Annotated in this window: 26 protein-coding genes and 1 pseudogene; 13 read left to right on the forward strand and 14 right to left on the reverse strand. The window is 50.1% G+C overall.

All coding sequences use genetic code 11. The features are described from left to right. Window positions 1-401: 401 nt before the first annotated feature. From EJO50_RS11640 to EJO50_RS11665, 6 genes are all read left to right on the forward strand, one after another. Complete coding sequence (locus EJO50_RS11640; protein WP_046351519.1) at window positions 402-1,445, forward strand: rod shape-determining protein; 1,044 nt, start codon at window positions 402-404, stop codon at window positions 1,443-1,445. Window positions 1,446-1,556: 111 nt separating this feature from the next. After that, window positions 1,557-2,441 (forward strand): rod shape-determining protein MreC, encoded by an 885-nt coding sequence (mreC, locus tag EJO50_RS11645; protein WP_125974333.1) that lies wholly within the window; start codon window positions 1,557-1,559, stop codon window positions 2,439-2,441. After that, complete coding sequence (gene mreD / locus EJO50_RS11650; protein WP_125974335.1) at window positions 2,441-2,947, forward strand: rod shape-determining protein MreD; 507 nt, start codon at window positions 2,441-2,443, stop codon at window positions 2,945-2,947. The genes mreC and mreD overlap by 1 nt, the downstream gene beginning before the upstream one ends. Then, the gene (gene mrdA / locus EJO50_RS11655) at window positions 2,944-4,863 is read left to right on the forward strand and encodes a penicillin-binding protein 2 (protein WP_125974337.1); all 1,920 of its coding nucleotides are present in this window, start codon (window positions 2,944-2,946) and stop codon (window positions 4,861-4,863) included. Before mreD ends, mrdA begins: the two co-directional genes overlap by 4 nt. After that, on the forward strand, window positions 4,856-5,968 hold the full coding sequence (gene rodA / locus EJO50_RS11660; RefSeq protein WP_233702062.1) for a rod shape-determining protein RodA: 1,113 nt from the start codon (window positions 4,856-4,858) through the stop codon (window positions 5,966-5,968). Before mrdA ends, rodA begins: the two co-directional genes overlap by 8 nt. Further along, the gene (locus EJO50_RS11665) at window positions 5,965-6,900 is read left to right on the forward strand and encodes a septal ring lytic transglycosylase RlpA family protein (RefSeq protein WP_125974339.1); all 936 of its coding nucleotides are present in this window, start codon (window positions 5,965-5,967) and stop codon (window positions 6,898-6,900) included. Before rodA ends, EJO50_RS11665 begins: the two co-directional genes overlap by 4 nt. A gap of 294 nt (window positions 6,901-7,194) precedes the next feature. Here EJO50_RS11665 and EJO50_RS11670 read toward each other — a convergent pair whose 3' ends face one another. The 5 genes from EJO50_RS11670 to EJO50_RS11690 all read right to left on the reverse strand — a co-directional run bounded on the left by EJO50_RS11670 (window position 7,195) and on the right by EJO50_RS11690 (window position 10,907). Further along, the gene (locus tag EJO50_RS11670) at window positions 7,195-7,461 is read right to left on the reverse strand and encodes an acyl-CoA-binding protein (RefSeq protein ID WP_125974341.1); all 267 of its coding nucleotides are present in this window, start codon (window positions 7,459-7,461) and stop codon (window positions 7,195-7,197) included. Window positions 7,462-7,559: 98 nt separating this feature from the next. After that, a complete protein-coding gene (locus EJO50_RS11675) occupies window positions 7,560-8,837 on the reverse strand; it encodes a dihydroorotase (RefSeq protein WP_125974343.1) in 1,278 nt (425 codons plus the stop codon). Window positions 8,838-8,839: 2 nt separating this feature from the next. Further along, window positions 8,840-9,820, reverse strand: coding sequence for an aspartate carbamoyltransferase catalytic subunit (locus tag EJO50_RS11680; RefSeq protein WP_233702064.1), 981 nt, complete (start codon window positions 9,818-9,820; stop codon window positions 8,840-8,842). Then, window positions 9,795-10,277 (reverse strand): Holliday junction resolvase RuvX, encoded by a 483-nt coding sequence (gene ruvX, locus EJO50_RS11685; protein ID WP_125974347.1) that lies wholly within the window; start codon window positions 10,275-10,277, stop codon window positions 9,795-9,797. Before ruvX ends, EJO50_RS11680 begins: the two co-directional genes overlap by 26 nt. 78 nt (window positions 10,278-10,355) lie before the next feature. Beyond that, window positions 10,356-10,907: a YqgE/AlgH family protein gene (locus EJO50_RS11690; protein WP_233702066.1), complete on the reverse strand. Its 552-nt coding sequence runs from the start codon at window positions 10,905-10,907 to the stop codon at window positions 10,356-10,358. 129 nt (window positions 10,908-11,036) lie between these two features. Here EJO50_RS11690 and EJO50_RS11695 point away from each other — a divergent pair, with 129 nt between their 5' ends. The 3 genes from EJO50_RS11695 to EJO50_RS11705 all read left to right on the forward strand — a co-directional run bounded on the left by EJO50_RS11695 (window position 11,037) and on the right by EJO50_RS11705 (window position 13,326). Then, window positions 11,037-12,422: a cryptochrome/photolyase family protein gene (locus tag EJO50_RS11695; RefSeq protein ID WP_125974349.1), complete on the forward strand. Its 1,386-nt coding sequence runs from the start codon at window positions 11,037-11,039 to the stop codon at window positions 12,420-12,422. A gap of 29 nt (window positions 12,423-12,451) precedes the next feature. Beyond that, window positions 12,452-12,823, forward strand: coding sequence for a hypothetical protein (locus EJO50_RS11700; protein WP_125974351.1), 372 nt, complete (start codon window positions 12,452-12,454; stop codon window positions 12,821-12,823). Window positions 12,824-12,906: 83 nt separating this feature from the next. Continuing rightward, window positions 12,907-13,326, forward strand: a complete 420-nt coding sequence (locus tag EJO50_RS11705) for a hypothetical protein (protein ID WP_125974353.1) — start codon at window positions 12,907-12,909, stop codon at window positions 13,324-13,326. A 270-nt stretch (window positions 13,327-13,596) separates the two neighbouring features. On the opposite strand, the gene fba is transcribed toward EJO50_RS11705, so the two are convergent. Together fba and EJO50_RS11715 are read right to left on the reverse strand one after the other, a co-directional pair. Continuing rightward, a complete protein-coding gene (fba, locus tag EJO50_RS11710; protein ID WP_125974355.1) occupies window positions 13,597-14,640 on the reverse strand; it encodes a class II fructose-bisphosphate aldolase in 1,044 nt (347 codons plus the stop codon). A gap of 166 nt (window positions 14,641-14,806) precedes the next feature. Further along, window positions 14,807-15,979 (reverse strand): phosphoglycerate kinase, encoded by a 1,173-nt coding sequence (locus EJO50_RS11715; protein ID WP_125974356.1) that lies wholly within the window; start codon window positions 15,977-15,979, stop codon window positions 14,807-14,809. Window positions 15,980-16,111: 132 nt separating this feature from the next. Here EJO50_RS11715 and EJO50_RS11720 point away from each other — a divergent pair, with 132 nt between their 5' ends. Next, complete coding sequence (locus EJO50_RS11720; RefSeq protein ID WP_125974358.1) at window positions 16,112-17,326, forward strand: MFS transporter; 1,215 nt, start codon at window positions 16,112-16,114, stop codon at window positions 17,324-17,326. 88 nt (window positions 17,327-17,414) lie between these two features. On the opposite strand, the gene EJO50_RS11725 is transcribed toward EJO50_RS11720, so the two are convergent. The 7 genes and pseudogenes from EJO50_RS11725 to EJO50_RS17490 all read right to left on the reverse strand — a co-directional run. Next, window positions 17,415-17,948, reverse strand: a complete 534-nt coding sequence (locus EJO50_RS11725; RefSeq protein WP_125974360.1) for a YfaZ family outer membrane protein — start codon at window positions 17,946-17,948, stop codon at window positions 17,415-17,417. 720 nt (window positions 17,949-18,668) lie between these two features. Continuing rightward, complete coding sequence (locus EJO50_RS11730) at window positions 18,669-19,769, reverse strand: alkene reductase (RefSeq protein ID WP_125974362.1); 1,101 nt, start codon at window positions 19,767-19,769, stop codon at window positions 18,669-18,671. A gap of 234 nt (window positions 19,770-20,003) precedes the next feature. Beyond that, window positions 20,004-21,026, reverse strand: coding sequence for an NADPH-dependent curcumin/dihydrocurcumin reductase (gene curA, locus EJO50_RS11735; RefSeq protein WP_125974364.1), 1,023 nt, complete (start codon window positions 21,024-21,026; stop codon window positions 20,004-20,006). A 20-nt stretch (window positions 21,027-21,046) separates the two neighbouring features. Next, window positions 21,047-21,952 (reverse strand): glutathione S-transferase family protein, encoded by a 906-nt coding sequence (locus tag EJO50_RS11740; RefSeq protein WP_125974366.1) that lies wholly within the window; start codon window positions 21,950-21,952, stop codon window positions 21,047-21,049. 1 nt (window position 21,953) lies between these two features. Then, entirely contained in the window at window positions 21,954-23,111 is a 1,158-nt protein-coding gene (locus EJO50_RS11745) for an iron-containing alcohol dehydrogenase (RefSeq protein ID WP_125974368.1), read from the reverse strand. 163 nt (window positions 23,112-23,274) lie between these two features. After that, a complete protein-coding gene (locus EJO50_RS11750) occupies window positions 23,275-23,865 on the reverse strand; it encodes a TetR/AcrR family transcriptional regulator (protein WP_125974370.1) in 591 nt (196 codons plus the stop codon). A 105-nt stretch (window positions 23,866-23,970) separates the two neighbouring features. Further along, window positions 23,971-24,296: pseudogene (locus EJO50_RS17490) on the reverse strand (integrase core domain-containing protein); the annotation flags it as partial. Between the two features lie 162 nt (window positions 24,297-24,458). On the opposite strand from EJO50_RS17490, the gene EJO50_RS11760 reads away from it, so the two are divergent. From EJO50_RS11760 to EJO50_RS11770, 3 genes are all read left to right on the forward strand, one after another. Further along, window positions 24,459-24,908: a DoxX family protein gene (locus tag EJO50_RS11760; RefSeq protein ID WP_233702068.1), complete on the forward strand. Its 450-nt coding sequence runs from the start codon at window positions 24,459-24,461 to the stop codon at window positions 24,906-24,908. Window positions 24,909-24,920: 12 nt separating this feature from the next. Then, the gene (locus tag EJO50_RS11765; protein WP_125974374.1) at window positions 24,921-25,427 is read left to right on the forward strand and encodes a peroxiredoxin family protein; all 507 of its coding nucleotides are present in this window, start codon (window positions 24,921-24,923) and stop codon (window positions 25,425-25,427) included. A gap of 202 nt (window positions 25,428-25,629) precedes the next feature. After that, on the forward strand, window positions 25,630-25,983 hold the full coding sequence (locus tag EJO50_RS11770) for a BufA1 family periplasmic bufferin-type metallophore (protein ID WP_233702070.1): 354 nt from the start codon (window positions 25,630-25,632) through the stop codon (window positions 25,981-25,983). Window positions 25,984-26,039: the final 56 nt, after the last annotated feature.

Genomic DNA, 26,039 nt, shown 5'->3' on the forward strand with positions numbered 1-26,039 from the left:
ACATTTATTAACGTCAACTCGATAGGGTATCATACAGGGTTTGATTACTACCACCCGTCAGTACACTAGGGTGAGCAGCATCAAGATTCAAATGTGCCGCGGAACTTTTTCGCTTGCACCGTCGCCTTAGTAAGCTGCTCTTGCCTTTAAAGCGCAAGACTAAAAAGGTGGTAAAACCCAATATCGTGCCGTGGCTGGTAATGCCGACGGACAGCAGTATGTGTTTAAACAATGTGCAAGACCTGGATATTTAGGCTTTTGTTCAGTGATGAGTTATCCATGATCACTCACCTGATTAGATGAACAGATCATTCTATCTTGCTTAAAAACACACAAAACTTAATAACCCGTGGGTATTTTACCGGCGGCCTTCAACACCTCTATAAAAGTGTGAGACCCGAATGTTTGGACTTCTTTCCGGCTACTTTGCCAACGACATCGCCATTGACCTTGGCACTGCCAACACGCTGATTTATATGCAGGGCAAAGGTATTGTGCTTGATGAGCCTTCCGTAGTGGCCATCCAGCAAGAAGGTGGCCCATCAGGCAAGAAAACGATTTTAGCCGTTGGCGCAGAAGCCAAGAAAATGCTTGGCAGAACACCAGGCAGCATTAACGCAATTCGTCCGATGAAAGACGGTGTGATTGCCGACTTCACCATCACCGAACAAATGCTCAAGCAGTTCATCAAAAAAGTGAACCCAAGCCGCATGTTCTCTTCCCCTCCCCGTATTGTTATTTGCGTACCCTGCGGCTCTACCCAGGTTGAACGCCGTGCGATCCGCGAATCGGCCCTGGGTGCAGGCGCACGAAAAGTTGAACTGATCGAAGAGCCAATGGCCGCAGCCATTGGTGCAGGCATGCCGGTTGAAGAAGCAACCGGCTCAATGGTAGTGGACATCGGTGGTGGTACAACCGAAGTCGGCGTGATCTCTCTGGGCGGTATTGTTTACGCATCCAGCGTGCGCGTAGGTGGCGATAAATTTGATGAAGCGATCATCAATTACATCCGCCGCAACTACGGCATGCTAATTGGTGAGGCGACCGCAGAAGAAATTAAAAAACGCATCGGCAGCGCCTTCCCAGGTGCAGAAGTGCGTGAGATGGAAGTAAAAGGTCGCAATCTGGCGGAAGGGATTCCCCGCTCGTTTACTATTTCTTCTAATGAAATTCTGGAAGCGCTGACCGAGCCTCTCAACCAGATTGTTTCAGCCGTAAAACAGGCACTGGAACAAACACCTCCAGAGTTGGGAGCAGATATTGCCGAAAAAGGTATGGTACTGACGGGCGGCGGCGCATTGCTGCGTGATCTGGATCGCCTATTGATGGAAGAGACCGGCCTGCCGGTGTTTGTGGCTGAAGACCCACTCACCTGCGTTGTACGTGGCTCAGGCAAAGCGCTGGAAAAGCTGGATAAAGCGGGCAGCATCTTTACTTACGATTAAGCTCGTAAAGCAGGTCGAAATAACGATTTGCGATAAAACACACGCAAGCCTTCTGCATATCTTACGTGGCTTGCGTTTTACTTAGCTTTTGGGAACCATCGGCCGTCTTTCATGCAAGCCTCTCAGCCCGCCTTTTTTAAGCAGGGACCTAAGCCGCTGACGCGGTTTTTCCTGTTTTCTATTCTGTCTATTTGTCTGATAGTGGGAGATGCCAACTATCGGGTGCTCGGGCCTGTCCGCCAGCAGCTTTCTATCTTGCTTTATCCTTTGCAGTGGCTGGTCACTGCGCCGTTTAAAGTACTTAGAGACACCAGCAGCTTTTTATCAAGACAAGCAGAATTGCTGGGGGAAAATCGCAAGCTACATGACGCCCAGCTTGTAGCCAGTGTCAATGCAATGAAATTAAAAGCACTGGAAACCGAAAATACCCGCCTGAGGCAACTTAGCAGCGTGCAAGCCAGCCAGCCCAGCCAGCTTACGGAAATCCTCTACAATGGCCGCGATCCGTTTACAGCCCGCCTGATCGTCGATCGCGGTGAAATGGCTAAAATCAGCCAGGGACAGATTGTCGTAGATGCCAGCGGCGTAGTTGGCCAGGTTGTGCGCGTACAACCCATGACCAGTGAAGTACGGCTCATTTCTGATCGCAACCATATGGTGCCAGTGCAAATCGAGCGTAATCAGTTACGCACCGTCATTTATGGAATGGGGCGCGGTTTGCCATTAGAAATTCGCAATATGTCGTCTAATTCTGAAATCAAAGAAGGCGATATCTTGATTACCTCCGGTATTGATGGTTTATATCCTGCAGGCCTGCCTGTAGCAAAAGTGCAAAAAATTGAACGTAACAATGCCTTTGCACGCATTTACTGCACCCCACTGGCCGGGATTGATCAACACCGGTTTTTACTTATTTTAGATCACAATCAAGCCCTCGCCCCCTACCCAGCCAGTGCTTCAGAAGCGGCTAGCACCAAGAAAAAGAAGGGCCGCTAATGCCAATTTCACGTCAGTTACTTCGCCCGGTAAGCAGTGGTTTTATCCTGCTGACCTTTGTGCTCTCTCTTGCCATTAATTTATTGCCCTGGCAAGCCGGCCTGGTTGGCTTTGCTCCGGATTTTGTAGCACTCTTTATTGTCTACTGGACGCTCAACCAACCTCACCGCGTTGGTGTGGGCTGTGCTTTCTTCCTTGGTCTTTTAATGGACGTGGCTGATGGCAATATTCTCGGTCAACATGCATTAGCCTATACCGTCATGGCCTATCTGACGCTGGCACGCCAGCGCCAGCTGGCGGTCTTCCCCTTCTGGCAGCAAGGTTTTGTTGCCTTGGCTCTTATGCTGTCCGGGCAGGCATTGATGCTGGCATTACGCACCGTGATGGGCGCACCGTTTCCTGGCTGGGCCTATTTTGCAGGTTGCTTTGTGGCTGCATTTATCTGGCCTCCCCTTTCCAATATTCTGCTCTCTCACCAACGCAGACCGACGACAGAAGAACTATGAGCCAGGGCGAGATTAAAAATCAGCATCGAGAGCGCTATGCTTTCCAGCTGCGGATCATCGCGGCTGCCCTTTTTGTTTTATCTCTCTTTGCCCTGTTATTTAGCCGTTTTTTCTGGTTACAAGCTGTTCAGCACGAAAAATATATGACGCTGGCTGAACAAAACCGGATATCACTAGTTCCTATACCGCCTTCACGCGGCATTATCCGGGATAGAAACGGCGTAGTACTGGCGCATAATTTTTCTGCCTATACGTTGGAAATTACCCCCTCTAAACAGACCGACCTAGAAGAAACAATCGAGCAGCTTTCAAGCATTATCGAAATCACTGCCAAAGATAAACGCCGCTTTAAAAAGCTGCGGGATGAAACACGTGATTTTGAAACGCTGCCTATCCGCACCCGTTTAAGTGATGAAGAAGTCGCCCGCTTTGCGGCCAATAGCTACCGCTTTCCCGGCGTAGAAATTAAAGCGCGTTTATTCAGACATTACCCATTAGGCGAAATCGCCAGCCATTTAATTGGCTATATTGGCCGTATCAATACCAAAGATTTAGAACAACTCGATGAAGACGGTGTTGCCGCTAATTACCGCGGTACCGATCATTTAGGCAAAATCGGGATTGAGCAAAGCTACGAGCAGCAATTGCACGGCAAAACCGGTTTTGAAGAAGTAGAAATCGATTCAGGTGGGCGGGCCGTACGCACCTTACGCCGCACCCCTCCTGTGCCCGGCAGTGATCTCACCCTTTCTATCGACATTAAATTACAAAAAGTAGTCGAAGATTTATTCGATAAACGCCGTGGTTCGCTCGTCGCCATTGATCCGAAAACCGGCGGGCTATTAGCGATGGTTTCCAAACCGGGCTTTGATCCTAATTTATTTGTAGATGGAATTGACCCTCTGAATTGGAATGAGCTCAATACCTCGCCAGATAAGCCACTGCTTAATCGCGCCACACGTGGTGAATACCCTCCGGGCTCAACTTTTAAGCCTTTTATGGCCCTGGCAGCACTTGAAGGCGATTTCCCCTTAACCCGCCAGACAATTAGCGACCCAGGCTACTTTATATATGGCAACAATAAATTTAGAGATTCGCATGCAGGCGGCTATGGCTCGATGAGTTTTGACCGCTCCATTGTAGTATCCAGTGATACCTACTTTTACCAGCTGGCGGTGCAAATGGGGATTGATAATATCGCCAAATTTATGGCAACGCTCGATTTTGGCAACCAGACCGGCGTCGATTTAAATGGCGAGCGCCCCGGCATTCTGCCCAGCCCCGAATGGAAGAAAAAGCGCTTTAAAACACCCGCTACCCAAAAATGGTATTCGGGTGAAACAGTCTCGGTCGGGATTGGCCAAGGTTATAACAGCTATACCCCGATGCAAATGGCACATGCTACCGCCACTTTAGCCAACAGGGGCGTCATGTTCCGCCCGCATGCAGTTGGCAAAATTATTGATCCGATTACAGGAACCATAAAAGTGGTTGAGCCTCAACCCGTCAAAACCATGACGTGGCAAAGTAAAAATGTAGAGCGTGTCATTCGTGGCATGGAAGGTGTAATTCGCGAGGGAACCGGTGCACGCTCGTTTGCCGGCGCAAATTATCTTGCCGCAGGTAAAACCGGCACGGCGCAGGTATATAGCTTGAAGGGCAGTAAGTACAATAAAAATATTAGTGAGCGCTTACGTGATCACTCCTGGTTTATTGTTTTTGCCCCGGCAGAAAACCCAACTATTGCGCTAGCCGTTATCGTAGAAAACGGCGGCTTTGGTGCGCAAGCCGCAGCCCCGATTGCAAGGCAAGCACTGGACTACTATATCAACGGTAAATTGCCTGCTCTTCCTAAGGCAACAGCCAGCTCAGTCCCCCAGGCGGCAAGTGCTGCAGAGGAGGCCGTCGGTGATTAAACATCTGTGGGATCGCCTTATTCGACCAATTGATCCTTGGCTTTTGCTGTTTACCACATTGGTACTGATCCTTTCCACGATACTGCTGTTTTCTGCATCCAATCGTGATCTGGACATGATCATCAATAAAATCACCTTTATGTGTATCGCCCTCACCGTGATGTGGCTGGTAGCCAATACCTCGCAACAAACCTTGATACGGCTTGCCGTACCTGCCTATGTGGTTGGCCTGCTGCTGCTTATTGCAGTGGCACTTTTTGGCGACATCAGCCACGGTGCGCGGCGCTGGCTGCATATTGGTGTCACAAAGATTCAGCCTTCCGAATTGATGAAGCTGGCTTTACCGATGATGCTGGCCTGGTATTTCCATCATTTTGAAACCAGCATTCGCTGGAAGCACTATCTGTTTGCCGCCATATTGATGATTGTGCCAGTTGGTTTAATCATGAAACAACCCGATCTGGGCACCAGCTTACTGATTGCATCATCCGGTTTTTATGTCCTCTTTTTTGCAGGACTATCGTGGAAGTTTATCGGTCTTTTAGGCGCGCTGGGCGGAGGTTTGGCTTATGTGGTCACACACTGGAACTCCTGCATTAATATCCTGCACGAGTACCAATGCCGCCGTGTGGCCACCATGCTCGATCCGATGCAAGACCCGCTGGGCGCGGGTTACCACATTATCCAGGGTACGATTGCCATTGGCTCGGGCGGTATTTTTGGTAAAGGCTGGCTAAACGGCACGCAAACCCATCTGGATTTTATTCCTGAACGCACAACCGACTTTATCTTTGCCGTCTTTGGCGAGGAATTTGGTCTCTTGGGAAATGCCATTCTCCTGATTTTGTATTTGCTGCTAATTGGCCGGGGCCTGATTATCGCCAATAATGCTTCAACCCTGTTTGGACGCTTACTGGCAGGTGCTATTACACTAACTTTTTTTACCTATGCTTTTGTAAACATGGGCATGGTTTCAGGCATTTTGCCCGTGGTCGGCATTCCGCTGCCACTGGTGTCCTATGGCGGTACATCAATGGTATCGCTACTTACTGGTTTCGGCCTTTTAATGAGTGTGCAGGGTGATCGAAAGTTGATGAAATCATGAAATGCCAACATTATTCCCCGCTCATAGCGGCGCTGTTACTGGTGGCTTGTACCACCCCCTCACCACCTGTCAGGCAAACGGGGAAACCCTCGCCTGCCCAGTTGCCGCCAGCGCAAGTTACGCCTGCACAATACAGCTGTAATTATTCAGCCAAAGGAGGCGGGGCCTTTTATAAAGACGATGGCCCGATGGACTCCTTTCCGGCAGGCATAGATCAGATCCCAGAACCTCTGCCACGCTGGGAGCCTCTGCATCGCTGGGCGAATAACCCCTATACCGTGCTGGGGCAAAATTTCACCCCGCTGCCCCGCCCCGGTGAATTAAAGCAACGTGGTACTGCATCCTGGTATGGACGTAAATTTCACGGGCAAAAAACATCTACCGGCGAAATTTACGATATGTTCGCCATTACAGCGGCTCATCCCACCCTGCCTATCCCGTCCTACGCCCGTGTCACTCATGTAAAAAATGGCCGCAGCATTATTGTGCGTGTGAATGACAGAGGACCATTCTTACACGGCCGGGTGATCGATTTATCCTTTCTTGCCGCCTGTCGGCTTGGCTACACCATGGATGGCAGTGCCGAAGTAGAAGTCGAAAGCCTGCTTGCCAGCGATACGCCAAGCGCCATAGCAGCAGCCGTTCAACCTGTGATTGCAGCCAAACCCAAACCCATCAGCATTCCGCTGGCCGATGCAGGCAATGGTGCAATTTATTTACAACTAGGCGCCTTTGGCTCCTTAGCCAATGCGGAAAACTTCCGTAATCATTTGTCCGGCCAGCTGGATAACGATGCGAACAAACTGCTCATCCAGACCATAGGCCAGCTTCACCGTGTAAGACTTGGCCCCTACCCGGATAGAAAAAGTGCAGAACAGGTCGCCGCCAGAATCAGTGGTGATTACCAGCTGCCCGCAGTACTTAGCCACTAAAGAGCAGCCGGTGCAAACACTGGCCGGTAATATCCCTCACGGAAATACTGAAGCAGAGCAGTACAAAGTAATAGCTCACCATGACAACACCAAAGAGGCCTCGCCAACGGATCAAGCCTGCCGACCTTGTATCCAAATCGCTTTTGCTAGCATGCCTTGCCACCAGATAACCTTGCTTGCTGCTGCCTTGGTTTACCGGTGTCACTCACTCAGCTGTCAGTCACTTATCACCTGACCGTTAAGCCCAAAATAAGCGCCCATGAAAAATGCCGGGTTATCTAACCCGGCATTTTGTTATTCGTCGTTTGCCTTTAACTCTACAACCAGATCAATATATTTCTGTTTGGCTTCATCGCCACTCATACCCTTTAATTCTGTCCATGCGTCAAACTTGGCACGGGCAACAAACTGAATAGCCGATGGGCGATCGCCTGTTGCATCGCCTTCCGCTGCTTGTTTAAACAAGGAATAAAGCTTGAGCTTTGTCGCCACATCCGGCGCATCGTTTAATTTAACCACATCATCTTGCGCGGTTTGAAACAGGGAAGCCAGATCAGACATTGTGTTCTCCAAGGAAGAAATTAAACGATCGTTTTAATAAGGCAAAAGTATAGCCCGAGTACCAAGATAAACCAAGCACACGGGCCTGCTGATATCCCTTAGTTTGCTAATTGATACACTCGTTTGCCTTTCACCAGCGTATGCACCACCTGCCCCTTCATTTCCATACCTACAAACGGCGTGTTTTTGCCCTGGCTTTTCAACGTTGCAGGCGTCACTTGCCAATGGGCTTGCAGATCAAAAATCACCAAGTCTGCACGATTGCCGATCTCTAAACCGGCGGCAAAACCCAACATTTTAGCAGGAACAGCGGTGATTTTAGCCAAGGCTTGTGGCAATGGAACATGCTGGCGCTCGGCCCATGCAAGCGTCAGCGGCAAGAGTAGCTCCAGGCCGGTAGCACCCGACTCTGCTTCAGCAAACGGCAGTAATTTACCGTCGTCATCCACAGGGCTATGGTCTGAGCAAATGGCATCAATCGTGCCATCTGCCAGCGCCGCCACAATCGCATCCCGGTCACGACACGACCTTAATGGCGGATCAAAGCGGAAATTACTATCAAAAAAGCCAATATCCACATCCGCCAGATGAATATGATTGATGCTCACATCACAAGTAACCGGCAGGCCTTGTTTCTTGGCGGCACGCACCAGATCCAGCCCGGCCATGGAAGAAAGGCGACATAAATGCACGCGTGCGCCGGTTTCTTTCATTAACAGTAAAATATTGGAAATCGCCACCGTTTCGGCCAGCACCGGAATACCCGTCAAGCCCATACGCGTTGCGTAGTCGCCATCGTGAGCCACACCGGCGTTTAAATCCGCCTCCTGTGGCAGCAAGCGCAAAGCCACATCAAAGGTCGCCGCATATTGCATCGCACGGAACAGGATCTGTAAGTTGCCGACCGCCTGATCACCCTGTGAAAACGCCACACAACCGGCATCACGCAGCTCGGCCATTTCGGTGAGTTCCAGGCCTTTAAGCTGGCGGCTTAAGGCACCCACCGGGTAGAGGCGGGCCAGGTCCAGATTTTTAGCTCTCTGGCGCAGCATGGTCACCAAACTAGGCTCATCCAGTGGCGGATCGGTGTCTGGCGGGCACACAATACTGGTCACCCCACCGGCCACCGCAGCTGCCATTTCAGATGCCAAAGTGGCCTTATATTCAAACCCCGGCTCACGCAGGCGGGCAGCTAAATCAACCAGGCCGGGGCTGATTAATAAACCCTTTGCATCAATAGTTTCATCTTGCACAAAGCCAGCAGGAGCCGAACCCACACCCACAATTTTACCGCCGGCAAGGTATAAATCAGCCACCTGATCAGTATCATTGAGTGGATCAATTAATCGCCCACCAAAAATTGCGATATTTTTCATAATTATTTATTCGCTTTCTGGTTACGGGCCACAATTGCTAACACCGCCATGCGTATAGCAATACCGAAAGTCACCTGCGGCAAAATCACTGCCTGCGGGCCATCGGCCACAGCAGAATCGATTTCTACACCACGATTCATCGGGCCGGGATGCATCACGATGGCATCCGATTTCGCCAGCACCAGTTTTTCCGGGGTAAGACCGTAATACTTAAAGAATTCCTGAGTCGATGGCAAAAAAGCCCCCGCCATGCGCTCATTTTGCAAACGCAGCATGGCAATTACATCGACGTCTTTCAGGCCTTCGGCCATATCGTGGTATACGTGCACACCCAGCTGCTCGATCCCCGTAGGCAATAGCGTTTTAGGCGCAATCACACGGATTTCCGGGCAGCCCAAAGTGCTCAGCGCATGGATTTGCGAGCGCGCCACACGTGAATGCAAAACATCCCCGACAATCGCTACGCGCAGCTTGGTAAAGTCGCCCTTAAAGTGGCGAATGGTGAACATATCCAGCAGGGCTTGCGTAGGGTGAGCATGGCGGCCATCGCCTGCATTGACTACCGCAATGCCTTTCTTTACATGCCTGGCAATTAAATGCGCAGCTCCTGATTCTGAATGGCGCACAACAAATAAATTGGCACCCATGGCTTCCAGATTATGAATGGTATCGAGCAGGGTCTCGCCCTTGGCGGTGCTGGAGGCTTGAATATTAAGGCTGGAAACATCGCCGCTCAAACGCTTCGCTGCCAGCTCGAAAGTAGTGCGGGTACGGGTTGAGTTTTCAAAAAACAGATTAAAAACAGAAGTTCCAGCCAGATCCTGCCATTTATTATTTAGTAATTCGCCATTGTCAACGTATTGGGCTGCCTGATCGAGAATTTGGGTCAGGATGCGCTTAGGCAGGCCTTCAGTCGTTAACAGGTGGATCAGCTCACCTTGAGCATTTAACTGCGGGTTATACATCAGCATCCTTGTCAGCATGATCAACAGAAACCTCGGCCGAACGATGACTGAGCGCCTCGCCGGTGGCGGGAGAATCAAGATAGGTTTGTAAAATCTGCATGGCAGCCACCTGATCAAGAGCTGGCTTTTGACGACGGCCACGGACACCCGCTTCATTCAAAGCACTAGTGGCAGCAGCGCTCGACAAACGCTCATCCACCAGAAACACCGGCAGGCCAAAGCGCCCGTGCAGGCGATTGGCAAATTTGCGTGAAAGACGCGTCATCTCGTGTGGAGTACCGTCCAAATAGCTAGGCAGACCCACAATCAGACTTGCAGGCTGCCACTCCCGAATCAGCTGCTCAACCCTTGCAAAACGGCGCTCGTTTCCTTCTGCGGTGATCGTTTCTACCGGATGAGCAATACCCAGCTCGGATGAGCCAACGGCTACGCCAATCCGCACTTCACCAAAATCAAAAGCCAGCAGAGTACTCATTATTTTCCAGATGACAGCCCGGATGCTTCGAGCGTTTTCAAAAGATGGCGTGTGCCTGGAGCAAAAGCCACGACAAAACTAAGCGTGGCCTGCTTCTTTGGACAACATTGCAATATCAATACCCAGCAAACCCAAGGCCGCGGCATAACGTGCTTCGGGCGGTAAATTAAAAATAATTTGAGGATCGGCTTCTACCGTAAGCCAGGAGTTCTGTGCAATCTCATTCTCTAACTGCCCTGCATCCCAACCCGCATAGCCCAGGGTTAAAAACACCTGATCCGGCCCCTCGCCGTCCCCCAGCGCCTGCAAAACATCTCTTGAAGTAGACAAGCCCATCTCATCCGAAACAGCCAGGCTAGATTGCCAGCTGCCCAGCGGGGTATGCAGCACAAAGCCACGATCGGTTTGCACCGGCCCGCCAAAATGCACCGAAAGAGCCCCCATATCGGGGCGATGCAACTCGATATCGATCTGCTCAAACAAAGAGGAAAGCGTCATACCCAGCGGCCGGTTCACAATTACGCCCATGGCACCATGCTCGTTGTGCTCGCACACAAAGGTCAGGGCTCGGGAGAAAATCGGATCGACGAGGCTAGGCATCGCAATCAAAAAATGACGAGAAAAGTTCATTGCGTTATCCATGCCGGTAATTATCGCACAAGGCGCTAAGAATGGGCGCATCAGCAGGAGAGCGAATCATATAACAAAAGGCCCCCGGCCAATGGCACAATATGGCATTCAATTACGCCTCCTTTACCCATGACATCACTCGTTTGGTTTCGCCGTGATTTGCGTCTGTTTGACCACGCTGCCCTGTATCACGCACTAAAAGCATCACGGGAAGTCATTGCAGTATTTATTTTCGATACTGCCATTTTAAATGGACTATCAAAAGAAGACCGGCGTGTCGCTTTTATATGGCATAGCCTGCAACAATTAAAAGCAGCTCTGATTGAACAGGGTTCCGACCTGCTCATCCGCCATGGCAGTGCCAGCAATGAAATACCACGTCTGGCCAAAGAATTCAAAGCTGCCGCAGTTTATTGCAATCACGATTACGAACCTGAGGCCATAGCCAGAGACCTCAGTGTAGCTGAACAATTAGCTACAAATAATTGCCACTTTTACAGTTTTAAAGACCAGGTCATTTTTGAAAAAGACGAAGTACTCAGCAAAACCGGCAATATGTATAGCGTATTTACCCCGTATAAACGGGCATGGCTGGAAAAAATAAACGACTTTTACCTGAAATCCTACTCTACACACCCCTATTTAAATCATCTCGCGCCACTAAAAAGCGAAGCGATGCCTGCACTGGCAAAATTAGGTTTTGATAAAGTGGATGTAAGTAATTTAAAACCTGGCATGGACGGCGGTAAAGCGCTCTTTGATGACTTTTGCCAGCGCATCCATAGCTACCATGAGGCACGGAATTTCCCGGCAGTTAAAGGCGTATCCTATTTATCTGTGCACCTGCGCTTTGGCACGGTATCAATCAGAGAACTAGCAAAAAGGGCCTGGCAGACTGGCGGGGCGGGAGCAGAAACATGGCTTTCCGAGCTAATCTGGCGCGAATTTTATCAGCAAATTCTCTGGCATCGGCCAGAAGTTGTCCGGCATGCATTCAAACCTGAATACGATACGCTGCCCTTCCCGAATAATATCGAGCACTTTGCTGCCTGGTGCGAAGGCCGCACGGGTTTTCCGATAGTAGATTCCGCCATGCGCCAGCTAAATCAAACCGGCTTTATGCATAATCGTCTGCGTATGATTGCCGCCAGTTTTTTAGTCAAAGATTTGCTGATTGACTGGCGCTGGGGCGAACGTTATTTTGCTGAAAAACTGAATGATTTTGATCTGGCGGCCAACAACGGCGGCTGGCAATGGGCAGCATCGACTGGCTGCGATGCCCAACCTTATTTCCGGATATTTAACCCGATCACACAATCCGAACGCTTCGATCCGCAGGGCCAATTTATCCGACGTTATTGCCCCGAGCTGGCAGCGCTTAGCGATAAAGAAATCCATGCGCCATGGCTTGGGCGCACCATTCTCGGGCAAAAAGCCAGCTATGATTATCCTGAGCCGATTGTAGATCATACGGTGCAGCGTCTGGCGGCACTGGCTTTATTTAAACGGACTTAACATTTTTCCCGAAAAGAGCCCCTGCTACGATGCTAAAAATATTCACCCCGGCCAGATTAATTATTCTGGGCATTTTTCTGATTACCAGCACCTGTGCCCTCACTTACCTTACTTTCATGCAGGAAAAAGAGCGAGACGGACACTGGCCTTGGCCACTTAATGGCTCGCTAAACAATCAATCAGCTCAAGCTGCCAAAGTATGGGATGACGATCACCTTTACTACACCATTGCCGCCCAAACCCGCTCTGGCAACAATCAGGATATCGACCATGTACAAGAAACCGCATCTGGGCGCTGGTGCAAACTGGGAATGAGCACGGTCACACTAAAAGCGGATGGCTATCTGGAAAACTGCCCTTGTTTTTCACTCGAAGCGGGCAGAGCTTGTATTCAATTTTAACGCTATAAAACGGCAATAGATCACAACCACCCGCCAAACAAATACGGCATGATGTGCCGCCAGCATTTTCACCTATTGAGCCCATGACACGTACAAGCCAAATTCTCTATACCCTGCTTTTTCTCAGTATTAGCTGCCTTAGTACCTATGCATCGGCCATGTACTGGCCCTGGCCCTTAAATGGCAAAGTGGTCAATCTAAGCAGCCTGCCTGTTGCGGTATGGGATGGTGAGCACGGTATTTACACCCTGCCTGCCCGTAGCTTTAGCCGTAAAACACTCGATGTAGACCACCTGTACTCCAGCCTGAATAACCGCTGGTGCAAGATTGGCCCGCTCAAAGTGGAAATTGACAGCAAGGGCAATATTGATCAGTGCACCTGTTGGGTAGATAACGCAGGTGACGCATGCGACAGCAGTGTAATCGTTGCCAAAGTAAGATCCAGCCCAGCGCCCAAAGTAGTACAAGCCGCACAACCCGCCAGTATTCCAGTCAACAGCTAAGCAACAATAAACTCAAACATACCCTCTGTATATTGAAAGCAGACGATAACAAACCCGGCAACATCTGGTACCGATATAGCCGCGAAAGTGATCGATCCCTTAAATCATGAGCTTATTGAAAATATTGAGAATGTGGGCATACACAAAAATATAGAAAATTAAATTTTGCCTTTTCAATAATAAAACTGCGGCAGGTATTTTATTTATTTTTTATAAAATACCTGCCGCAATTATTTAACAGCTTAATTAAATAAATCACAATTAATTTAATTAAGCCTTGTTATACCGCAGCGCCATTTTTTCCAGCGATACAGGTTTCATTTTCTCTGCCATCCCGGCTGCGCCAAAAGCATCGTAGCGGGCTTCGCAAACTGAGCGCATGGCGCTGATGGCGGGTTTTAAATAGGCGCGCGGGTCGAAGTCTGCCGGGTTCATGGCCAGATGGCGGCGGATGGCGGCAGTCATGGCGAGGCGCAGATCAGTATCGATATTGATTTTGCGCACACCGTACTGAATGGCGCGGCGGATTTCTTCTACGGGAACTCCCCATGTAGGTTTCAGCTCGCCGCCATATTTACGCATTTCTTCGAGCAATTCTTGCGGCACGCTGGATGAGCCGTGCATCACCAGATGCACATCGGGGATGACAGCATTAATGGCACGCACACGATCAATCGCCAGCACTTCGCCGCAAGGTGGTTTGGTAAATTTATACGCGCCGTGGCTGGTGCCAATGGCAATGGCCAGTGCATCTACACCAGTGGCTTTCACAAAGGCCAGCGCTTCTTGCGGATCAGTCAGCATTTCGGCGTGGCTTAATGCGCGGTTTGCCCCTACGCCGTCTTCTTCTTCGCCCATGCCGGTTTCTAAGCTACCCAAACAGCCCAGCTCGCCCTCTACCGATACGCCACAAGCATGCGCCATGCGTACCACTTCGGCAGTGACGGCAGCGTTGTAGGCATAGTCGGATGGCGTCTTGCCGTCTTGCAGTAAAGAGCCATCCATCATCACACTGGTAAAACCCATTTTAATGGCGGTCATACACACCGCAGGGCTTACACCATGATCCTGATGCATGACGATAGGCAGATGCGGGTAGCTGGCTACTGCTCCTTCGATCAGCATTTTCAAAAACTGCTCGCCTGCGTATTTACGCGCGCCGGCACTGGCCTGCAGGATCACCGGGCTGGATGTGGCATCGGCGGCTTGCAAAATAGCCTGAACTTGTTCGAGGTTATTGACGTTAAATGCGGGTACGCCGTAGCCATGTTCGGCGGCGTGATCGAGAACCTGGCGAAGGGAGACGAGTGACATGTAAGATCCAGAAAGAAGTTGCTGCGATGCAACACATATTAGATCTGCCGCTGCTATAGCCCAATTCGGAATTACATCATTCGGGAAAACGCTAAAACCACTTTGTGGCAGTTTTAACAAAAAAAAACGCCAGCGAAATCGCTGGCGTTGATCTTTATAAAGGGGCTTAAGCGCCGCGCTGTTCCAGAATCTCTACGGCTGGCAATACTTTGCCTTCAAGGAATTCAAGGAAAGCGCCGCCGCCAGTAGAGATATAGCTGACATCGTTCGCAATATCGTACTTAGCCACTGCGGCCAGTGTGTCGCCACCACCGGCAATCGAAAACGCTGGCGATGCAGCAATAGCGCGGGCCAGCACTTCGGTGCCTTTGCCAAACTGGTCAAACTCAAACACACCAACCGGGCCATTCCAGACAATAGTACCGGCGGTTTTTAATACTTCAGCCAGGCGTGCTGCGGTATCCGGGCCAATATCAAAAATCATATCGTCCGCGGCCACATCGGCAATCGCTTTAACAACAGCAGGCTCGGTTGGGGAGAATTGCTTGCCAACCACCACATCTGTAGGCAAAGGCACATCGCCGCCACGGGCGCGGATTTTGGCGATCACGCGCTTGGCGTTATCCACCAGATCGGCTTCGGCTAAAGATTTACCAATTTCATGGCCTTCGGCCAGCAGGAAAGTATTGGCAATCCCTCCACCCACGACCAGGTAATCTACTTTATCAGACAAAGATTCAAGAATGGTCAGCTTGGTGGATACCTTAGAGCCCGCCACAATCGCCACCAGCGGTGAAGCCGGTGCTTTCAGTGCTTTACCCAGCGCATCCAGCTCGCCCGCCATCAACAGGCCAGCGGCTGCGACAGGGGCAAATTTAGCCACAGCATGGGTGGATGCTTCGGCACGGTGAGCCGTACCAAAAGCATCGTTTACAAATACATCGCACAGCGCAGCGTAGGCCTGGCCCAGCTCGTCGGCATTTTTCTTTTCGCCTTTATTGCAGCGCACGTTTTGCAGCAGTACCAGCTCGCCGCCTTTAACTACAAAACCTTTGAAATCATTCACCACGGCCACATCGCGCCCCATTAATTCGCCAAGGCGTTTGGCTACAGGGGCCAGATCATCAGCAGGCTGAAATTCGCCTTCAGTCGGGCGGCCCAGATGGCTCATCACAATCACGCCAGCACCGGCTTGCAAGGCGGCTTCGATCGTTGGGATCGACGCGCGGATACGGGTGTCATCACCAATCACGCCGTCTTTTACCGGCACATTCAGATCGGCGCGGATCAGTACTTTTTTGCCCGCTAATTCAAGCTCGGTCATCTTACGAAAAGCCATAGTGGTTTCCTTTTAAAGGGATGAAATGTAAAGAGGAATAATGTGAGGCAAATACGCAAGCGGAGCATAACGCTCTGGCTGCGACTGCGCTTAAGATGTTTGACGCATTTTAACATACTGATTCCGAGATCTATGAAGCAAGCACCTGCACTATTGCGCAATCGCAATTTCCTTTTGCTTTGGCTGGCCAGCCTGATTAGCAACTTTGCGCTTGCCATCGCCATGCTGGCCGAAACATGGCTGGTGATCAAAACACTAGGGGCAAAAGAGCAGTTAGGGCTGGTAATGATCGCCGGATCGGTGCCACGCATTATGCTGATGGCGGTAGGCGGCGTGTTGGCCGACCGGATGAAGCGCAGCCATATTATTCTGGCCTCGGTGGGCTTACGAGTACTGCTACTGATGGTGCTGGTGGGGATTGTTGCCAATAATCAGCTCAGCATGGGCGTAATGATTGGCTTTGCGCTGATTTATGGCGCGCTGGATGCTTTTTTCTGGCCAGCTCGCGATGCACTCGTCCCCAATATTGTGGCCGACAGCGATTTAACCCGTGCTAATTCCATCATGCTGACGACTAATCAGGTGGGACTGGTTTTTGGCCCGGTGCTAGGTGGTGCCATGCTGGCTTTGTTTAGTTATGAGATGGTATTTTCGCTCACCGCCATCATGCTGCTGGCCGGGCTGATTGCCATGGCGCTGATCAAAGAGCCAGCCTTACTGGCAACCCGCAAACGGTTTGGCATGCTCAGCGAGCTAAAAGAAGGTATCCAGTACATGATTCAAACGCCCGTGCTGCGGGCCCTGATGCTGGTTTATGCTGCAGCCAATTTACTTTTTATGGGGCCCTTGGGATTAGGTGTACCGCTGGTGGTGACTGATCTTTTGCAAGGCAGCGCAAGCACGCTTTCCTTTATGCAAAGCGCTTTTGCAGCGGGCATGGTGCTGGGCGGGCTGCTGCTTACCCTTTATCCGCCCGCCCAAAAACGCCTGCTGATGATTACCGTGGTGATTGCCATCGAAGGCCTGCTACTGGCCTCCCTGGCCCTCGCCACCTGGCTGCCTGTTGCATTAGGGCTGCAAATTTTAATCGGGCTGGGTGTTGCCGCCAATAATGTGCCGATGATGTCGCTTATCCAGCATTACACCGACAGGCAAAAACTGGGGCGGATTATGAGCCTGAACTCAATGGCATCCATGGGCCTTGCCCCGCTCTCCTATGCTTTGGTTACTGCCTTATTTGCGATGCATATCAGTATTCAGTGGGTACTACCAGTGTTTGGCCTGCTGCTGGCACTGCTGATGCTAGGGATGATCTTAAAAATACGGCTAATCAGAGAGATTGATTAGCCATGCATTCAAACTAAGCCAGCTTTAAACATTCCGACATAAAAAAACGCAGCCACCGCTGCGTTTTTTTATCACTGACTTCTTTAAATCAGAAGTTAAGCTGCGCGCCCACATAGAAACCATCGGCAACAGCAACCGAGCGATTCCCATCTTTGCCCCCCATATAACCATACTGATAACCTGCATCCAGCGAAACCATTTTGGTCATATTCCAGCGCACACCAGCGCGGGCCTCTTTGTAATGATCAACACCATCCGAGGCGAACCCTGATGGCGCATAATAACCTTGGCCATAAATAGTAAACGCACCAATCGGGATATCTACACCACCACCTAAAGCTGCAGCGTAGTGATTATCCTGATGCTTTAAATCCATATAAACCAGTTTACCGCCCGCTTTTAACTTCGCAATTCCCAGTGGCGCCTGGACACCCAGGCCAAGCGAGCCGATATTGCCTGCATCGTCATTGGTCAGCCAATCTGCACTAGTCGTCAATAAAAGCAGGCTGCCTTCATAAGAGGCACCAAAAAAGCCATCGCCAACTCTAGCGGTTAAATCACCCGCTTGTGCGGCCATTGGCAAAGACAGCACCAAAAGCGCACCCAATAATGTTTTTTTCATGCTAACTCCGGCAAATTCATCAAAAAGTATCTGCCAGATGGTAAACCTGATAAGTCCCCATTGGGTAGGCGATTAATTCCTGTTTTAATCGCCACTTTTTACAAAAATAACAACAAATATACACAAAGCAGGCTTATCTGAAATCAGCAGCAGGCAAATTACGACAGAGACATAAAATAAGCCTATATCTGATCAAAGCACCCTTAATATATAAAAAGCATAATTTAAAAAACAACAAAATATGCAGGAACAACAATCACTATTAACAACAAAGTTTTCTTCTGAAAAATGGCAAGAGCATTAACAATAAATATCATATAAAGTAAAAGTATATTAATCTGACCAAAATAGTTTCCCTTACAAACAGCCATTCATACTATTAAATAAAAACATAGCATCCTTATTTAAAATCAGTAATAACCCTGTGTTTTATAAATAAAGCAGCACACCAATTATTCTGAGCCAAAATAAATTAAATCTTATGCTTTTAAAAATACTGGATGTAAGCACTACAGGCCTGCTCTTATCAACTGGTAAGCAGCGAGTGCCTTTAACACAAAACCACAAACAGCCAGCTACAAAGCCAACTAAAAACCTTTTCCGGCGGTGATGCAGAAAAAACAGAGATTAGCTGGCAACGATACAAATAAACAAAGGGTGAGCACAGCTCCTATGCCCACGCATAAATGCCCCGTAAGCACAGCCCACCCTAAGTTTGCTTTATCCCAGTACCGGGTAATCGCTATAACCTACTTCATTACCGCCATAGAATGTTGCCTGATCCGGTGCATTTAGTGCTGCACCTTGCTGATAACGTGCTACCAAATCAGGGTTGGCAATAAACGGACGGCCAAAAGCGATTGCATCTGCGGTGCCGGAGGCTAAACGTGCATCTGCTGTTTGTGCATCGTAGCCGCCACAAGTCATGATCACGCCTTGGTATTGCTGGCGTAAATTAGTGCGGAAGGTATCGCTTAAAGGCTGACCACCAGCCCAATCCGGTTCAGCAATATGTAAATAGGCCACGCCTGCGCGGTTAAATTCGACAGCCAGATACATTGCCATCGCTTCTGATTCGTCGTCCACAATATCGTGAGCGATAAAGTTAGGTGACAAGCGGACACCTACTTTATCCGCGCCAATTTTTGCTACCACAGCATCAATCACTTCCAGCAACAGTCGTGCACGGTTTTCCATATTGCCGCCATATTGATCGGTGCGCCGATTGCTGCCTGTGGCTAAGAATTGCTGTAGCAAATAGCCGTTGGCTGCATGGATTTCTACAAAGTCAAACCCTGCCCGCATAGCGCGCTCAGCGGCAGCCACATAATCGGCCACAATACCCGGCAGCTCTGCGGTTTCTAAAGCACGCGGCGCATCGCAAGGCGCGCGCGTTGGCGTGCCGTCCGGCAGAATCACAAAGCTGGTTGATTTAACCGCCTGAATAGCCGACGGGGCCACCGGCGCTGCGCCGTTTTCCTGTACCAGCCGGTTAGAGATGCGCCCCACATGCCAAAGCTGCAAGGACATTTTTCCACCCTTGGCATGCACGGCATCCACCACTTTTTTCCAGCCCGCTTCCTGAGCGTCGGTATAGATACCCGGCGTTAGGGAATAACCCTTGCCTTGATTTGTGATATTGGTCGCCTCTGAAATAATCAGCCCTGCACTCGCGCGCTGGGCGTAATAAACAGCATTCATTTCAGTCGGTACATCGCCCGGCTGGCTGGCGCGGGAACGGGTGAGCGGCGCCATCACCATGCGATTAGCCAGTGTGGTTTTGCCGATGGTGATGGGAGTGAATAATTGATCTGCAGACATAAGATTTCCTTGATTGAATTGACTTTATAGTGCCTTCGCACGTTGATTTTGGTGAGGGAATCCCCCGCAGGGGGCTTTTAAGCCCTATGCCACTAGCTGCGATAAAAATCTAGATTGTCAGGTTTGATAAGGTCTAATTCAAAAAATAATTTCCTCCGTGAAACTCCATTTTCTCTGTGCCCTCTGTATTTCAATGTTTAGGTGTTACAGAAAAATCCGGAGTAAAAATCAAACTTACTCAGCCACCTTCACTACCAGCTTACCGGTATTCTTCCCTTCCAGCAGGCCAATAAAGGCTTGTGGGGCGTTTTCCAAGCCTTGCACGATGTCTTCACGGTATTTGATTTTGCCCTCTTTAATCCACTGGCTCATGGCGACAAAGAATTCACCGTAGCGATGGCCGAAATCATCCCAGATAATAAAACCTTGCATGCGGATACGTTTTTTCAGCAGCGTGCCCATCAGCATGGATAAGCGATCTGGGCCAGCAGGCAAACTGGTAGCGTTGTATTGTGAAATCAAGCCACAAAGCGGCACACGCGCGGCGGTATTAAGCAAAGGCAGAACCGCATCAAACACCGCGCCACCTACATTTTCGTAATACACATCGATACCTTTAGCGCAGGCCGCAGCCAGCTGCTCGGCAAAATCGCTGGCGCGGTGATCGATACATGCGTCAAACCCCAACTCGTTCACGGCGTAAGCACATTTTTCAGCACCACCAGCAATACCTACTACTCGGCAGCCTTTGATCTTGGCGATTTGCCCGACGATCGCACCGACTGCACCAGTGGCAGCAGCCACCACCACGGTTTCACCCGCCTTAGGCTGGCCGATTTCTAATAGGCCCATATAGGCGGTAAAGCCCGGCATACCTAACACACCCAGCGCATGCGATGGAGACGCCAAAGCACCCAGCTTTTGCAGGCCTGTGCCATCCGAGGTGCTGTAGTTCTGCCAGCCGCCAAAGTTCACAACCAGATCACCGACAGCGTAATCACCATGTTGCGATGCTTCAACGCGGCTAACCGTACCACCGACCATCACGGCACCCACTTCTACCGGCGGAGCATAAGAAGGCGCATCGCTCATCCGGCCACGCATATAAGGATCGAGAGACAGATACAGCGCGCGCAGTAATACTTCACCGCTGCCGATAGCAGGGATGGCGAGCTCTTCCAGACGAAAATTTGCAGGTACAGGCGCGCCATGCGGGCGGCTAGCTAAAACGATACGACGATTCAGTATTGATGGCATGTATAAGCTCCAGAGATTAATTAAACAGCGCGAATGTCGTAATCCATACGTGGGAAATGGACATGCAGCAGGCCGCAAACGGTACTTTGACGGGCGATCACTATTTTTTGCTCATCCAGATAAACCAGCTCACCCGCCACGCTTTCCTGCGGATAGCCTTCTGGCTGAACAAGCACTTTCTGACCTGCTTTAAACAGCGAATCCGGCATTTCAGCAAGGGCGGCTGGCTGAGCCTGATTGCCGGCAGCAAACGCCTCGCTCGCGGTAACACTGCGCATCTGGCCATGGCCCAATGCCGCCATTTTGCCCATCCATGGCAATAAAGTGTTTGGAATAAAATCTGCCAAAAGCTGTGCACCCTGCAAAAACCACAGCGTGTGATACACCGCAAAATCACCGGCACAAGGGTGAGTGCCGCCTAAATAATCGCGGCCGCTTAATGCCTGATCCACTTGATTAATCAAAGCTTGCAGCTGAATCGCCAATTGCGCCTGATCGGCAAGTAATTGCGATTTTTGCAAAGGCAGCTGCGGGTGCATAGCGATGCGATCATCGAGCAGAGCCTGTGGAAGATGCTCAATACGGCAGGCCATCAGATAGCGTACCGCCCGCCAGAAAATATCCACATCAAACAAGCGGCCCAGCAAACCGGCTTGCGCCGCCTGTGGCCCGCTCGCTAAAGCTGGCTGAGGAAAACGCCGCTCCAGCTCCTGAATAATCAAGGCCGAATCGCAATAAATATCTGCGCCAATTTGCAGCACCGGCGCACGCCGGTAGCCACCAGTGAGCTCCATTAAATCAGGCTTGGGCAGCAGCATCGGCATAAGCAGGGATTGCCATGCCAACTGCTTAAATCCTAAGTAACTGCGTATTTTTTCAGAATACGGCGAGGCCTGGTAATGATGCAAAATCAGCGCAGCATTCATCTTAGTAGCTGCCTTCCAAAACCAGCTTGCTGATGGCTAAATCCACATCCCCACGCTCACCCAGAGCCACCATGCCGTGGGCTTTTAGCTGCTCAACTACAGCATTAATTGCACTTACTTCCAGGCCGTAATCACGCATCCGGGTTTTAATACCCATGGCTTCAAAAAATTCACGGGTTTTAGCAATCGCAGCATCGATACGTGCGTCTTCCGACCCTTCTTTAATGCCCCATACACGCTCGGCGTATTGCAGCAGTTTTTCACGCTTGGCTGCACGGCGTACATTCAGCATCGATGGCAAAACAATCGCCAGTGTTTGTGCATGGTCGATATTATATAAAGCGGTCAATTCATGGCCAAGCAAGTGTGTTGCCCAATCTTGCGGCACCCCGGCACCAATCAGGCCATTTAGCGCCATTGTGGCGGCCCACATTAAATTGGAACGTACGGTGTAATCATGTGGAGTCGCCAGTGCCTGCGGGCCAACTTCAAGTAAAGTTTGCAACAGGCTTTCGGCAAAACGGTCTTGCACAGGCGCATTGGCCGGGTAAGTCAGATATTGCTCGACTACATGAATAAAGGCATCCACCACACCATTAGCAATTTGCCTTGCTGGCAGGCTATAGGTTTTAGTAGGGTCAAGAATGGCAAACTTGGGAAATACATGACGATTCATAAATGGCAGCTTAGTTTTGGTTTCGCTGCGACTAATCACCGAGCCATTGTTCATTTCCGAGCCGGTAGCGGGCAGAGTTAGCACTGCGCCCAAAGGTAAAGCGGCTTTAATATGCTGGCCACCCGTAGTAAAGATTTCCCATGGATCGCCCTCGTACAAAGCAGCAGCGGCAGCCAATTTAGTGCCATCAATCACCGAGCCACCACCCACAGCCAGCAGAAAATCAATTTTCTCGGCCTTAATCTGTGCCACGGCTTTCATCATGGTTTCATAAGTAGGATTGGCTTCAATCCCAGAAAACTCAGTCACACTATGATTTTTTAAGGCTTCCATCACCTCGGTATAAGTGCCATTTTTTTTGATGCTACCACCACCATAAAGTACCAGAACACGGGCTTTTTCTGGTACAAGAGAGGCTAATTTAGCAATCTGGCCTTCGCCAAAAACGATTTGAACCGGATTATAAAATTCGAATTGTTGCATGATGCATTCCTTATAAATTTACAAAAATAGACCAGTCGTCTAATTTGAGCATCAAAAAAATCGGCAACGCTGCCGAAGTATTTATTACAAAAATTATCAGGAAGACAAAGCTGATCTGCCCTTCCCCGTTAAGCGGTGCACAGGCACAAAAGTGTGCCCCTTCCTATAAATCTTTCACGCCCAAAAGGTGGCAAGTCGTTTGCATAGCAGTTTCAAGCGCACTGCCATCCTGACGAATTTTGGTCAGCAGGCTTGCGCCCAGCCACATCTGATACAGCATCAAGGCCGCGGACCGAGCATCCATGTCTGGCGACAAGGCCCCTTCACAGCGCGGCTCATCCAGCCATTTTGCCAGCCGCTCAATCACACCATCAGTGCCCAGCTTAAAAACCAGCCGCATCGGCTCTGATAAATCGGCTACCTCTGCAGACAACTTCACCACCATACACTGGTTAGCCTGACTACAAGCACCTTGCGACATCAGCCAGCTGTGCCAGTAGTGCATCAGCCGCTCGCCACTGCAATCGTATTGTGTTTCCAAAACCTGCATATGCAGCTGATAATTGACAAAATAACGCTCTAAAAGCGCACAGCCAAAGTGCTCTTTTGAGGGGAAATAATGATAGAACGAACCTTTAGGTACTTCTGCCGCCTTTAAGATCTCGGCCAGCCCAACAGCAGAGAATCCCTTCCCCCTGAGAATAGATTCGCCTACTGCCAATAAATGTTCGCGTGTGTCTTCGTGTTTTGCCATGAACGCAGTCTCCCATAAAAATAGACCAGTCGTCTAGTTTTATTTAACAGCGAGTAATGGGGTCGCCCCAGATGACCTGTCCTGACAATAGTAGACACACCTATTTCATACGTACTTGCAATGTTTGCTGAAGTTTTGGACAAACACTGCCGGCGCTACGTTACCAAGGCAAGAATGCCGCCGTTGACGGTTATAAAATATTTCTATGTATTCCCCTGATGCTGCTGATGGCTGATTCACGGTTTATAACGCTGATAATGAATCAGCTCATTATTCAAACGGCCCAAAAAGTTTTCCATCGGCGTATTGTCGTAGCAGTTCCTCCGCCGCGACATCGATACCCGCAAACCAAACTGCTCAATCAGCGTCCGATAGCCATGCGTACAATATTGACTGCCCGAATGTAAGATGAGTCCTGCGGGTGGCCGCTTCCACTTCACTGTATTTCACAACGTTTGTGCCCACCAAACTCAGGCTACCTCACTTCATCTCCGCTATTCCCCTTTTACTGACTCAAAGGGGATTTTTTGCTCATATTGTCAGATCAATAGCCCGCTACCGACTAATTGGTACTCACAATAAGGAAATGGCCATTGACCACTCAATTATCACGCCTTGCCAAGGCGAAGCTGCTTAACCCGCTCGCACCTGTCGCCGATCTGCTACTACGCCTGTATCTCGCCAAAATCTTTTTTATGTCAGGCCTGACCAAAGTGGCCGACTGGGGAAACACAGTCATGCTGTTTACCGACGAATACCATGTGCCGCTGTTATCGCCGCAGCTGGCGGCAATTGGCGGTACCCTGGGCGAGCTGGCTCTACCGGTGCTACTGGTGCTGGGCTTATTCACCCGCCTATCTGCAATGGGGCTATTTGTACTGAATTTGGTCGCAGTCGTTTCCTACTACCACGTGCTAGAAGACATCCCCGCCGCACTGCAAGACCATCTGGAGTGGGGCTTGTTGCTGCTGGTGCTGATTGCCATTCCTCTCCAGCGGTGGGCGCTGGAGCGCCTGTGGTTTCGCCAATCTCAAACTGATTAATAAGGATCTGCAATGAAAAAATTCTGGCTTTCTTGCTGCTGTATTTTCCTGGTTTACGCCAGCACCAATGCCAATGCCAATGCCGCCCCGATGCTACAAGGGCGGGATGTCGTCACTGGCAAAGCCGTGAATCTGGCGCAAGTGCGCGGTAAAGATCAAACCGTGCTGCTGGTGTTTTTTAAAGCCGGCTGCGATACCTGCGTGTACAACTTCAAACTGATTCGTGAATTTTACAAAGCCAATAAAGCCAGTCGCTTTAATGTGATTGGCGTTGGGCTCGATAGTAAACCTGAGCCATTTCGCAGCTACGCCGAGCTAGTGCGCGCCACCACGCCCCAAGATGAGCAGTTCCCGCTACTGTGGCGCCCCGATGCTGCACAGCAAGATAATTTTGGCGAAATGAATAATGACTCCACCGTCTTTGTGATCGGCAAAAATGGCGAGATCACGCTGAAACGTAAAGGAGTGATCAAAGACGAGGATTGGGATGATATTTGGACATCGCTGCAAAATAACTGAGCGTAAACGGCTCCGTTGCACGGAAATGGGCCAGCAGCGCAATCGGCTGCGCTAAGTGCCCCCTGTGGGCTATATCCATAATATCAATATTGGATGCTGCAACGCTCGGTCGGTGGTGGTGAATTTTCCTTTCTGTCTGCTCGGTGGAATACGAACTAAAAACATCACACGGTAAGCGCAGAAAACTATTACAGCTAATTTAATGGTTATTTTGCGTATTTTCCAGCGGCAGCTGCCAGATCTTGTGATTTCACCCGACAAAGTAGCAGATACCCATTTCGGTATCGCTGACACCACTTTGGAGAACATCGTCATGAACAAGCAATTCATCCTCACCAGCGCGTTAACTGCAGTATTGGCCGCGGGTGTTTCGGGCACGGTCGTCGCAGCAGAAAAAGAAAAATGCTACGGAGTTGCCATGGCTGGCAAAAATGATTGTGCAGCCAATGGGCACGCCTGCGCAGGGCAAGCCAAAAGTGATTTGCATAGTAAAGAGTGGAAATACGTTGCAGCGGGGACCTGTGTGAAGATGAAGGGTACGCTTAAACCCATGTAATTGGGTAATGGGTGGCAAGACTTTAATCAAGTTTTGCCACGACTTTAGTTTTTTTA

This window comes from Iodobacter ciconiae (genome assembly GCF_003952345.1).
GTDB lineage: Bacteria > Pseudomonadota > Gammaproteobacteria > Burkholderiales > Chitinibacteraceae > Iodobacter > Iodobacter ciconiae.